General features: G+C 69.7%; 12 protein-coding genes. 4 read left to right on the forward strand and 8 right to left on the reverse strand.

Annotated elements, in window-relative coordinates:
* The first annotated feature begins 217 nt into the window (after nucleotides 1–217).
* Both EQG76_RS16920 and EQG76_RS16925 read left to right on the forward strand, forming a co-directional pair.
* On the forward strand, nucleotides 218–850 hold the full coding sequence (locus EQG76_RS16920) for a FecR domain-containing protein (protein WP_159715555.1): 633 nt from the start codon (nucleotides 218–220) through the stop codon (nucleotides 848–850).
* 28 nt (nucleotides 851–878) lie between these two features.
* Complete coding sequence (locus EQG76_RS16925) at nucleotides 879–2,831, forward strand: CHASE2 domain-containing protein (protein WP_159715557.1); 1,953 nt, start codon at nucleotides 879–881, stop codon at nucleotides 2,829–2,831.
* Here EQG76_RS16925 and EQG76_RS16930 read toward each other — a convergent pair.
* The 7 genes from EQG76_RS16930 to EQG76_RS32820 all read right to left on the reverse strand — a co-directional run bounded on the left by EQG76_RS16930 (nucleotide 2,816) and on the right by EQG76_RS32820 (nucleotide 8,164).
* The gene (locus EQG76_RS16930) at nucleotides 2,816–3,586 is read right to left on the reverse strand and encodes an SDR family NAD(P)-dependent oxidoreductase (protein WP_159715559.1); all 771 of its coding nucleotides are present in this window, start codon (nucleotides 3,584–3,586) and stop codon (nucleotides 2,816–2,818) included. The two genes, EQG76_RS16925 and EQG76_RS16930, sit on opposite strands and share 16 nt — an antisense overlap.
* A 102-nt stretch (nucleotides 3,587–3,688) precedes the next feature.
* Nucleotides 3,689–4,675 carry a YihY/virulence factor BrkB family protein gene (locus tag EQG76_RS16935; protein WP_159715561.1) on the reverse strand — a complete coding sequence of 329 codons (987 nt, stop codon included), beginning with the start codon at nucleotides 4,673–4,675 and terminating at the stop codon, nucleotides 3,689–3,691.
* A gap of 99 nt (nucleotides 4,676–4,774) precedes the next feature.
* Nucleotides 4,775–5,302, reverse strand: a complete 528-nt coding sequence (locus EQG76_RS16940) for a c-type cytochrome (protein WP_200840872.1) — start codon at nucleotides 5,300–5,302, stop codon at nucleotides 4,775–4,777.
* A gap of 123 nt (nucleotides 5,303–5,425) precedes the next feature.
* Nucleotides 5,426–6,388 (reverse strand): metal ABC transporter substrate-binding protein, encoded by a 963-nt coding sequence (locus EQG76_RS16945; RefSeq protein ID WP_407925548.1) that lies wholly within the window; start codon nucleotides 6,386–6,388, stop codon nucleotides 5,426–5,428.
* 35 nt (nucleotides 6,389–6,423) lie between these two features.
* On the reverse strand, nucleotides 6,424–7,290 hold the full coding sequence (locus EQG76_RS16950) for a metal ABC transporter permease (RefSeq protein ID WP_159715565.1): 867 nt from the start codon (nucleotides 7,288–7,290) through the stop codon (nucleotides 6,424–6,426).
* Nucleotides 7,290–8,042 (reverse strand): metal ABC transporter ATP-binding protein, encoded by a 753-nt coding sequence (locus tag EQG76_RS16955; protein WP_159715567.1) that lies wholly within the window; start codon nucleotides 8,040–8,042, stop codon nucleotides 7,290–7,292. Before EQG76_RS16955 ends, EQG76_RS16950 begins: the two co-directional genes overlap by 1 nt.
* A complete protein-coding gene (locus EQG76_RS32820) occupies nucleotides 8,036–8,164 on the reverse strand; it encodes a hypothetical protein (RefSeq protein ID WP_255476550.1) in 129 nt (42 codons plus the stop codon). The genes EQG76_RS16955 and EQG76_RS32820 overlap by 7 nt, the downstream gene beginning before the upstream one ends.
* A 153-nt stretch (nucleotides 8,165–8,317) precedes the next feature.
* On the opposite strand from EQG76_RS32820, the gene EQG76_RS16960 reads away from it, so the two are divergent.
* Entirely contained in the window at nucleotides 8,318–9,598 is a 1,281-nt protein-coding gene (locus EQG76_RS16960; RefSeq protein ID WP_159715569.1) for an App1 family protein, read from the forward strand.
* On the forward strand, nucleotides 9,591–10,688 hold the full coding sequence (locus EQG76_RS16965) for a DUF3616 domain-containing protein (RefSeq protein ID WP_159715571.1): 1,098 nt from the start codon (nucleotides 9,591–9,593) through the stop codon (nucleotides 10,686–10,688). Before EQG76_RS16960 ends, EQG76_RS16965 begins: the two co-directional genes overlap by 8 nt.
* Here EQG76_RS16965 and EQG76_RS16970 read toward each other — a convergent pair.
* A partial coding sequence (locus EQG76_RS16970; RefSeq protein WP_159715573.1) for a DUF3459 domain-containing protein occupies nucleotides 10,685–11,807 on the reverse strand: 1,123 nt, incomplete at its 5' end. The genes EQG76_RS16965 and EQG76_RS16970 overlap by 4 nt on opposite strands.

An 11,807-nucleotide genomic window follows, 5' to 3' on the forward strand; every position in this document is an offset into this window, starting at 1 on the left:
CGGCCACCAGGCCTTCTTCACCGAGGAGGCGCTTTCGGCCATCGCGGCGACCACGATCGGCAACATCACGGCGTTCGAGACGAGCGGCGCCTCGCTCCATGAGGTGCCCTAGCCGCGGCGGTCTGCTGCAGCGTTCACTTGGCAAGCGATCCAGATCACTGGCCGCATTCGGCCGGCCCGTGGCATGCTCCGCGGCATGATTTTTCGGGAAGCCGACATGGATGGCCGGGACACGGGATTTTCGGGCCTGCCCAGGCGAGGCCTGGTGGCAGGCATGCTGGCGGTTGCCGCCACTGGTGCGGATCCGGCCTGGGCGCAGGCGGCGGGCATCGGCCATGTGCAGAGCCTGCGTGGCCAAGCCTTCGCCCAGAGCGGCCAGGTCCGCCGCCCGCTCGCCGTCCAGGCACCGCTCTACCTGGGCGACCTCGTGCTGACCGGTGCGGATGCCCGACTGCGCCTGCGCCTCGGCCGCCGCACCACCCTGGCGCTCGGCGCCAACGCCCGCCTGCGGATCGACCGGTTCGCGCTCGCCAGCGAGGCCGGCGGCTTTGAGCTGCAGGCTGGCCCTCTGCTGCTCGAGCATGACGAGAACGGGCCCAGCATCGGGTCGACCGTGCAGAGCCCCTATGCCCTGATCGCCGTGCGCGGCACCCGGTTCTTCGCCGGCCCCAGCAACGACGTGTTCGGCGTGTTCGTCGCCACCGGCCGGGTTTCCGTGCAGGCGGCCGGGCAAAGCGTGCTGCTCGACCCAGGGGAGGGCACCAACATCCCCAGGCTCGGCGCTCCGCCAAGCCCGGTCGCCCCCTGGGGTGCCGCCCGCATCCAGGCAGCGCTCGCCAGCGTCGAATGACCGGGGCCGTTGCCCCAGCACCTGGATCATGACGGAGCGGATCCCGGCGCTGGCGGGCCTGCTCTGCGCCCTGCTCCTGGCGTCTGTGCAGGTGCTGGATCCCGCGGTCTGGCGAGTCCGGGCACTCGACCTGCTCCAGCTCGTCATGGGCCCGCTCGAAGCAGCCGCAGGCGGCCCGGAGCCGGCCTTCGCAGTCACCGTGGTCGACATCGACCGCGCCTCCCTGGAGGCGATCGGCCCCTGGCCCTGGCCGCGTGCCACGATGGCGAAGCTGGTGGCAGCGGTCGCCGAAGCGGGGCCGGCGGCGATCGGGATCGACATCCTGTTCGCCGAGCCGGACCGGCGCTCGCCCGCAGCCCTGGCGCGGCAACTGGCGGCGGCAGCGCCGGACCCGGCCTTGGCCGAGCTCGCCCAGCGACTGCCGGATGGCGACCTTCTACTGGCGGATGCCGTGGAGTCGACGGCGACCGTGCTGGGCTTCGTGCTCGATCCGGACGGCGCAGCCGACCTGCCCGGCCCGCCCTTCCTGGTGGCTGGCCGACCGGATCTGCGCGGTTTATGGCGAAGTGACGGCGGGACCGGGCCGGCACCGGTCCTGGCGACGGCCGCGTCGGGGCTGGGCGCACTGTCGCTGCCGGGCGATCCGGACGGAAGGGTGCGCCGCGTGCCGCTCCTGGTGGCGGCCGGGCCGGCGGTGCTGCCGGGGCTCGCCCTGGAGACGCTGCGTCTGGCCTCTGGTTCGGCCGGCTACCGGCTCCTGGCTCCGCCGGATGGCCCGCTCCGCCTGGAGGTCGGTGGGCGCGAGCTGCCGCTGCCCGCCGACGGCTTCCTCCCGCTCGGGCCGAAGGCCCTGCCCGAGCCGCGCTCGCTGTCCGCCCGGACCGTGCTGAGCGGGAAGACGGAGGGGATGCAGGGCGGCATCGTGCTGATCGGCAGTTCCGCCCCTGAATCGGGCGGCCTGCGGGCCACCGCATTCGCGCCACTCAGCCCCTCGGTCGGCATCCATGCCGATGCGATCGAGCAGCTCATGCGCGGCCGCGTGCTGCTGGACGTGCCGCTCGCCCGCTGGCTGGAGCCGGCTGCCGGGCTGATCCTGGCCGGGCTCGTGATCCTGGCAGCGCTCCGGCTGGGGCCGATCGCAGGCTTGGTCATGCTGACGGGCCTAGGTCTCACCTGGATCGGTGCGGCTGGCGCCATGCTGCACTGGGCGGACCGGCTGCTCGACCCGGCGGGGCCGGTGCTGGTGGCGGCCGGGGCCTTTGCCGTCACCGCGGTGGGTGCACTCTCCCTGACCCGTCGGCGCGAGCTCCATCTGCGCGAAAGCTTCGGCCGTCGCCTCCATCCGGCGGTGGTCGAGCGCCTGGCGCGCAGCCCTGAGCAGCTGAAGCTCGCGGGCGAGTGGCGCGAGGTCACGGTGCTGGCAACCGATCTGGAGGACTTCACCGTGCTGACCCGCCGGCTGGCGCCGACTGAGCTGATAGCACTGCTCGACCGCTACCTGGAGGGCATTGGCCGGATCGTGGTCGACCATGGTGCCATGATCGACAAGCTGGTGGGCGACGCGGTCCATGCGATCTTCAACGCGCCCCTGGACCTGCCGGACCATCCCGAGCGGGCGCTGGCGGCGGCCTCAGCCATCCTGGCATGGACCGAGCGCTTCCGCGCGGAGCCGGCGGCACAGGCCGTGGGCTTCGGCCGGACCCGGATCGGCCTGGAAACTGGCATCGTGGTGGTGGGCGATGTCGGGCTCGGCACGCGGCTGGACTACACCGCCTATGGCGAAGCCATGAACCTGGCGGTCCGGCTGGAAGGGCAGAACAAGCTGCTCGGCACCGCGATCCTGATCGGTCCGGTGGCGGCGGCGGCACTGGGGCCAAGCCGGCTGCGGCCGCTGGGTGCCCATCCCGTCCGGGGCATCGAGCGGCCGCTCGAACTGTTCACCCCGGCGGAGGTTGGGGTGCCTGATCAGACTGCGGTGTAGCCGCCATCGATCATGATGTCGTCGCCAGTGATCAGGTCCGAGGCCGGCGATGCCAGGAACAGGATCAGGTCGGCCACCTCGATCGGCTGGCCCACCCGGCCGAGCGGCACCTTGGCGACGAACGGGTCGTAGCGCGCCGGATCGCCCCAGTAGGCCTGGCCCAGCGGGGTCATGATCACGGTCGGGCAGATCGTGTTGACCTGGATGTTGTGCGGCGAGAGCTCGGCCACCATCACCTTGGTCATCGCATTGAGCCCGCCCTTGGAGGCGGAATAGGTGGCGTGGCCCAGCAGGCCGATCATGGCCGCCTGCGAGCTGATGTTGATGATCTTGCCGCGGCGCTGCGCGATCATGCCGGGTGCCAGCAACTGGGTGAGCAGCAGCGGCGCGCGAAGGTTGATGGCGATCACCCGGTCGAAGCTGTCCATGCTCGCTTCCAGGATCGGCTCGCCGCAGCCGATCCCGGCATTGTTGACCAGGATGTCCATGGTGCCCCAGGCGTCCAGGGCCTCCTTCGCGGCGCGGCGGCCCTCCTCGACCGAGGCCAGGTCCGCCTGGACCACCAGGCAGCGCCGCCCCTTGGCCTCAACATCGGCCTTGATCTCCGCGAGCCCATCCCGGTCGCGGGCGACCGCAACGATGTCGGCGCCGGCATCGGCCAGCACCCGGCAGGCCTCGGCACCGATGCCCTTGGATGCGCCCGTCACGAACGCCTTCTGCCCGGCTACGGAAAAACGGCTCACGAAATCGGCCATGCTCTATCCTCCCTGTCGACGCCGCCAGAGCCATCGGGCCCCGGGGCGCGGAAGGTGGGCTGGGGTCGCCGGCCGCGTCAAGCGCGGCTGCTGGATAGCGGATCAGCCCTGGGCGACCGTGTCCGCCATGACTGCACCACGGCTGCCCATCGGCCGCTCGGCGCCGGTGGTCGAATCCCGTTCGGTCTGGTGCTCCAGCTCGGCATTGAGCTGGCCGCCCACCAGCACCACGGTCGCCGAGAGCCAGATCCAGGTAAGGAAGCCGATCACCGCGCCCAGCGAGCCATAAGTGGCGTCGTAATTGCCGAACCTGCTCACGTACCAGGAGAACAGCATCGAGCCGATCACCCAGACCACGGCGGCCAGAATGCTGCCGGGCGTCACCCAGCGCCACTGGGCCTTTTGCCGGCTGGGGCCGTAGCGATAGAGGGCGGCCAGCAGCACGATGATCATCAGGATCAGGATCGGCCAGCGCGCCAGCCGGATCAGGAGGTCGCCTACCTGGCCCAGGCCCACGAAGTTCAGGACGATCGGCAGGACCACGACGGCGGCGAGTGTCACCATCACGAACACGAGCGAGCCCAGGGTGAACAGCAAGGTGACGATCGTGCGCCAGATGAAGCCGCGCTTCTCCTTTTCCTCGTAGACGACGTTCAGGGCGTCGAACATCGCCTTGGTGCCCTGGTTCGAGGTCCAGAGCGCCGTGAGGATACCGATTACCGCACCAAAGCTCAGCGCGCTGTTCTGGGTTGATGCCAAGCTCTGGAGCTGCTGGTTCAGGAGTCCCATCCCGCCGCCCGGGATGATCCCTTCCAGCATCGAGATCTGCTGGGTAACGGTGGCCGGATCGGCGAACAGCCCATAGATCGAGATCGCCGCCGCCAGCCCGGGAAAGATCGACAGGATCACGAAGAACGTGACGGCGGCGGCTTCCGTGGTCAGCCGGTCCTCGTTTGCCTGGCTGACGACGCGCTTGAGGGTCTGCCACCAGCCGCGGGGCGGAATCTCCGTCGGCTTGCTGGCATCCCGCCCGTTAGCCTTCTCGTTTCCCTGGGGAGCAGTGGAATCGTCCCGGGCATTGGTGGACATGGCTGGCCGCACTCGCTGGTTCCTCACAGGCGGGGTCGGGCAACGTACCACGCAGTGGCATGCCCAACGGCCCTGTAACGGGTGAGTGCGGCTCCGGTTCTAGTTGCCCGCTGTATCCACAGCGGCGGCCGGCGCCTGGGGCATGACCACGGTCATGTAGGGAGCGGTCGGTTCTTCGGCGTCACCGAACGGACCTGGTACCTGGTTCTGAACGGGGGGGAGGCTTTTCAGGTAGGCGGCCAGGGCTGCCGCATCCTCGTCGCTCAGCGCAGCATAGGCATGCCAGGGCATCGCCGGCGCCAGTTCCCGGCCGTCCGGACGGACGCCGGTGCGCACCGCGCGGATGATGTCTTCCTCGCTCCAATCAGCGAGGCCGGTCTCGTCGGACGTGAGGTTCGGCGGATAGAAGACGCCGAGACCAGGGAGCTTGAAGCCGATCTCGGAGCCGCCAAGATAGCGCGCCGGATCAGGCTTGCCGAGAAAGACGCCGGGTGTGTGGCAGCCGCCGCAGTCCATGATCTGCGCCAGATATTGGCCACGCGATCCGGCTGCGCCGGTGGCCTGGGCGCCCCCAACGAACATGGCCGACGCGAGCCCGGCGACGAGAAATAACGCTGTCTTCATCATTTACTCCCCGAGGTCTCGCGCCAGATCGCCTTCACCTTCGGCGCGAGCACGGGGCAGTGTGGTAGCGGACCTTGTACTTGCGGGCTGTGATCTACAACACGCCGGCTCAGGTCCTTGATCGGATCAGCTACCGGCCATGGCTCGGCTGAGCTGCAGGGCATTCCAGGCGAACATCTTCTCGTACGTGGGAGCGTCGCCATCCGGCCCGGACAAAGCGTCGGAATAGAGCGCTCCGCCGACCACGGCACCGGTTTCCTGCGCGATCTGCTCGATCATCCGGGTGTTGGAAATGTTCTCCACGAATACAGCGCTGATGTTCTCCTGCCGGATCTGGTCGATGATCCTGGCGACGTCGAAGGCCGAAGCCTCGGCCTCGGTCGAACGGCCCATTGGAGCGACGAAGGTGATCCCATAGGCGTCGCCGAAATAGCCGAATGCGTCATGCGAGGTGACCACTCTGCGCCGCTCGGCCGGCACGGCGGCGATCTGTGCCTTCACCTCGGCATCGAGCGCCTGCAGCCGGCCGGCATAGGCCTCGGTCGCGCGCTCGTAATCGGCGGCATGGTCGGGATCGGCCAGGGCCAGCGCCCGTCCGATGTTGCGGGCATAGATCACGCCGTTGGCGAGGCTCTGCCATGCATGGGGATCCTGGTGGCCGTGATGGTGATGGCCATCGGCCTCGGCATGCTCATGCTCATCCGGCTCCTCGCCGTGCTCGGCATGCCCGCCTTCATCGTCCAGACGACGCGGCTGGACGCCTTCGGACGCGACCACGGTCGTGCCGGCGAAGCCCGAAGCCTCGATGAGGCGCGGCAGCCAGCTCTCGAAGTCCAGCCCGTTCACCACCAGGACCTGGGCGCTCGCCATCTTCTCTGCATCGGCCGGGGTGGGCTCGAACACATGTGCGTCACCATCCGGCCCGACCAGGGTCGAAAGCTCGACATGCTCACCGCCGATCTGGCGCACCATGTCGCCGAGAATCGAGAAGCTCGCCACCACCTTCAGGGGGGCATCGGCGGACTGGCCGGTGGCCGGCAGGCCCGCAAGCGCGAGGGAGCCAAGGAGCAGCAGGGTCGTGCGACGCAGGAGCATCGATTATCTTCCTCGGCTGGGTGGCAGGTTCAGTGCTGGAGATGTCGGAGCCTGAGGGCCGAGGCCAAGAGGCTGCCATGGCGGCCCAGCAGGACCGAGGCGCCGTAGATGGCGCCTGCTGCGAGGATGATTGCCGGCGAGGCCGGCAGGCTGTGGTGATAGGAGAACAGGAGCCCGGTGACGCAGGCGGCAAAGCCCAGGAGGCTCGCGATCGCCATCTGCCCCGCCACGTTCTCTGACCAGAAGCGGGCGGAAGCAGCTGGCAGCATCATGATGCCCACCACCATCAGCGTGCCCAGGGCATGGAAGCCGCCCACCAGGTTCAGCACGACCAGGGCCAGGAACAGCATGTGCACGAGCATGCCGTGACCCCCGACCGCGCGCAGGAAGCCGGGGTCCAGGCACTCCACGATCAGGGCGCGATGGATGAGCGCCAGCGTGAGCATGGTCACCGAAGCTATGGCGGCGATCAGGAACAGAGCGGCATTGTCCAGGGCCAACACCGTGCCGAACAGGACGTGGAGCAGGTCGACGCTGGAGCCGCGCACCGAGACCAGCAGCACGCCCAGGCCCAGCGAGACCAGGTAGAAGGCCGCGAAGCTCGCATCCTCGCGCAATGGGGTCAGCCGCGACACGAGGCCAGCCAGCAGGGCCACGGTCAGGCCGGTGACGACACCGCCGATCGTCATGGCGACGATGGACAGGCCGGCTACCAGAAAGCCGATCGCGGCACCGGGCAGGATGGCGTGGGCCATCGCATCGCCCACCAGGCTCATCCGGCGCAGGACCAGGAGCACGCCCAAGGGGCAGGCACCCAGCGACAAGGCCAGGCAGCCCACCAGGGCCCGGCGCATGAAGCCGTAGTCCAGGAACGGCCCGGCCAGCAGGTCCAGCATCACGCGGCCTGCGCGCAAGGCAGCGCCGCTTCGTCCCAGGCCTCGCTCATCCGGCGTGCCGCCAGCAGGTTGGCTGGGCTCAGCGCGCTGGCGGTGGCACCCCAGGCCACCGGCTCGCGGGCGATCAGCAGCGCCTCGGGGAAATGGGCGCGCACGAGTTCCAGGTCGTGCAGCACGGCCACGATGGTGCGGCCCTCGCCGTGCCAGCGCGCGATCAGGGCCAGCAGGTCGCGCGTGGTGCGCGCGTCCACTGCGGCGAACGGCTCGTCCAGGAGCAGGAGGCGGGCGTCCTGCAGGAGCATCCGGGCAAACAAAGCGCGCTGGAGCTGGCCGCCGGACAAGGTCCCGATCACCCGCCGCTCGAAGCCGGCAAGGCCGACCGCGGCGATCGCCTCGCGCGCCTGCTCGACATGGCTGCCGGCCAGCCGGCCAAACATGCCGACCCGCCGCCAGGCGCCCAGCGCCACCAGGTCCAGCACGTTGATCGGGAAGCTGCGGTCCAGTTCGGCGATCTGCGGCAGGTAGGCGATGTCCTGCCGGCCGATGCCCTCCAGCTCGAGCCTGCCGGAATGCGGGCGCATGGCACCCATGATCGCCTTGAGCAGGGTTGACTTGCCCGCGCCGTTGGGGCCGACCAGGGCGGTCAGCGAGCCGGGCGCGAAGCGGCCGGACAGATGGTGCACGGCCGGGTGGCGCCGGTAGGTGAGAGTCAGGTCGTGCAGTCGCACGGCCGGTCCGGCGGAGCTCACCATTGGTCGGTGGCCCACCCGACCAGAACCCACAGGGCCGCCACCACCAGCGCCACCGGGATTAGCCGGTCGAGCGCGGAGCTCTGCAGCCAGGAGCGGCGGGGCAGATGGCGAAAGGACGGCAAGCTTAGTTCTCCGGGCGGCGCGCACCGGCATCGGCCGGCCCGGAACTGTTTATGTTATAACATGTCATTCGACAAGTCGCGCGCACGCCCGGGGACCGGCAGCGCCGTCAGCCGTTGAACAGCCGGACTTGGCCCGGAGGAGGATGCGGAGGAATGAGCCAGAGTGGCCTGCTGCCGACCTTGCGCCGGGGCACCTACCGGATGCTGCGGGTGCTCGGCCGGCCAGCACGGCACGCCCAGGGCGAGCGTGGCGTCGTGCTCGAGCCCTATCGCGGCTATGGCTCGTGCAAAGAGATCTTCCTGATCGGCCGCGCGTTCTGGCAGTCGCCGCCGGAACGGGCTGCCAAGCGCAGCGAACTGAGCGGGGACCTGCACGACATCCTGCGCCGGATCGTGCGGCGCGCTGTGCCGGATGCCACCGTGACCGCCAGCTTCGCCGGCACGAAATTGCAGACGCAGACCGACCGCGACGGCTACTTTCGGATCCATCTGCGACCCGAGCGGCCCCCGCCGCGCCGGAACGCATGGCACGAGGTCGAGCTGCGCATGGACGAGCCGCGCCCGGTACGGGCCACGGGCCAGGTGTTCATCCCGCCCGAGCAGTGCCGCTACGTGGTGATCAGCGACATCGACGACACGGTGATGTACACCGGCGTGGCCAACAAGCTGAAGATGCTCTGGCACCTGTTCGTCCAGGAGGCCGAGAGCCGGGTGGCTTTCCCGGGTGTGGCCGCCCTGTACCGGGCGTTCCACCGGGGCCGGACCGGCATCGAGGGCAACCCGATGCTCTACGTGTCCCGGGCACCCTGGGGCATCTACGACGTGCTCGACGAGTTCTTCGACCGCAACCGCATCCCGGTAGGGCCCATCCTGTTCCTGCGCGAGTGGGGGATAAGCTGGAAGTCGCCGCTGCCGCGCAAGGCCGAACACCACAAGCATGAGCTGATCCGCAACATGCTGGCCCTTTATGACGACCTGCCGTTCATCCTGATCGGCGACAGCGGGCAACATGATCCCGAAGTGTACCGGCAGATCGTGGCCGAGCATCCGGGCCGCGTGCTGGCCGTCTATATCCGCAACGTGTCCTGCGACCAGCGGCGCATCGCCGAGATCAACGGCCTGGCGGCGGCGATGGCGGAAGCCGGCAGCACTCTGCTGCTGGCCTCGGACAGCATGGCGTTCGCCCGGCATGCGGTGGAGCATCGTCTGCTCCATGCCGATGCGCTGGCGGAGGTGGCGGCCGAGAGCGAGGCCGGGCATGCGCTGGCACCATCCGCGGGCCTGCGGCGAGTGCAGCGCGGCAGCCCGCGCGCGACCGCCCGGGCGGTGGAGGAGGGCGAACTCGAGCGGATCCTGGAGGAGACGAACGACCGGGACGCACCGCCCGATGTCGTGGTCGAACCCGATCGGCAGCAAGGGGCACACCGTGGCTGAGGTGCCCGCAGGTCCGCCGTTCTCCCGGGTGAAGCTGGCACTCGGCGGCCAGAACATGGCCAACCGTGCCGACAAAGCCCGCTCCGACCTGTCGGCAGTGGCATTTGGCGGCGGCTATCTGTGGCTCGCCACCGACGAGGGAGCGATGATCGAGCGGCTGCGCCGGATCGACGGGCAGGAGTTCGGCGAGCACCAAGCCTTCGACCTGACCAGGCTGCTGAAGCTGCCTGTGGGCAAGGAGGACCCGGAGATCGACGTCGAAGGCCTGGCGGTGGATGGCGACCATCTCTGGGTCGCCGGATCGCACTCGTTCACCCGCGACAAGCCCGATCTCGGCGAGAACAGCCAGGAGGAGGCGCTTGACGAGCTGGCCGACATCGACCGCAATCCCAACCGGCGGATCCTGGCATGCATTCCCCTGGCCTTGCTCGACGAGGCGGGCAGGGCGGGCGAGGAAGCCCGTGGCGCGCCGATGCAGGCGGCCCGGCTGCGTGCCGGGCGCAAGCGGAGCGCCCTGCTCGACGTCCTGCGCGACGACCGCCATCTCGCCCCATTCATGGAGGTCCCGGCCAAGGAGAACGGTTTCGACATCGAGGGCGTGGCCGTGCAGGGGGAGCGAGTCATGCTCGGGCTGCGCGGCCCGGTCCTGCGCGGCTGGGCCATCATCCTGGAGGTCCGGGTGAAGGTGCGAGGTGACCGGCTGAAGCTCGGCAGACTGGGCCCGGGCGGGCTGCGCTACCGCAAGCACTTCCTGGACCTGGACGGCTGCGGCATCCGTGAGCTGTGCTGGCTGGATGGCGACCTCCTGGTCCTGGCAGGCCCGACCATGGACCTGGACGGCCCGGTCCGGCTGCATCGCTGGGCTCCACCGGGCGGCGAGGCGGCCGAGACCATCACTGGACGGGACGGCTGTCCCGCGGTGCTGGACCTGCCGGCCGGGTCCGGCTGCGATCATGCCGAAGGGGCGACGGTGCTGGAGGGGCCAGACGGGCCGGAACTGCTGGTGGTCTATGATTCACCGGCCGAAGGGCGCCTGTTCGGCGCCCGTGGCGTGCATGCCGATCTGGTGCCCCTGCCCAGGCGCAGCTAGTCCCCGCCGGCCGGCCGGGCTGCCAGCACCAGCGTAGCGTGGCCCATGATCGACCAGCCGGTCCCGTTCTCGACCGGTGGGGTGCCGCCGCCGTCATAGTCGGGCGATTCGCTCGACCAGAGCAGCCGCCAGGCCCGCCCGGCAGGTGGCGCAAGCAGGGGCTCCGGCAGGCTGGCCCGCTCCAGGTCCGCCCCGAGATTGACCAGCATCAGGCGATCGTCGCCCTCCTCGCCGAAGAAGCGCAGGAGGAACGCCTCCGGCCCCAGCACGGCGCCGTCCAGGCCGTGCCTGCCCTGCGCGGCGAACACCGGGTCTTCGTGGCGCAGCCGCAGGAGGTCGCGGTGCAGCGCACAGGTATGGTGGTGGCGCTCCGCTTCCGTCCAATCGAGCTTGCAGCGCTGGAACAGTTCGGGCGAGACAGGGTCGGTCAGCCGGGCCTGCATCTCCGCCGTGGCCACGGCCGGGAACTGGCCGAGGAAGTTCCTCCGGCCCTCCCGCACGCTGGTGGCCAGCTCCGGTCCATGGTCCGCGAAATAGAAGAACGGGGCGGAGGCCGCGAACTCCTGGCCCTGGAACAGCATGGGCGTGGCCGGCAGGAGCAGCATGAGCCCGGTCAGCGCGCGCAGCCGGGCAGGATCGGTGCGCTGGTGCAGGCGCAGGCCGTGGGCGCTGTTGGCGATCTGGTCGTGGTTCTGGGTGAAGCTCACCATCGTCCAAGGCGGCAGGTCCAGGCCGGGCGTGCCGCGCCGCTTGCCCTGCTGCGCATAGCCCTGGCCCTGGAACAGGTAGCCGTGCTTGGCCGCGGAGACGAACTCCTGGGGGCTGCCGCGATGGTCCTGGTAATAGGCCGGGCGGCGTCCGGTCACCGCCACCATGGCCGAATGGTGCAGATCGTCGTTCCACAACGCGTCCAGCCCGAAGCCGCCCTTATCCTGCGGGCGCACCAGCCGGGTCTCCTGCGGCTCGTTCTCACCGATGATCACGATCCGGCGGCCGCCGGCGGCCGCGCGTGCGGTGCGCGCGATCTCGGCGATGATGTGGTCGGCCGAATCGTCCTGCATGCTCTGGGTGGCATCCAGGCGCAGGCCGTCGAAGCAATACTCGCCGATCCAGTAGGCG

The organism is Geminicoccus flavidas (genome assembly GCF_009806515.1).
Classification (GTDB): Bacteria; Pseudomonadota; Alphaproteobacteria; order Geminicoccales; family Geminicoccaceae; genus Geminicoccus; species Geminicoccus flavidus.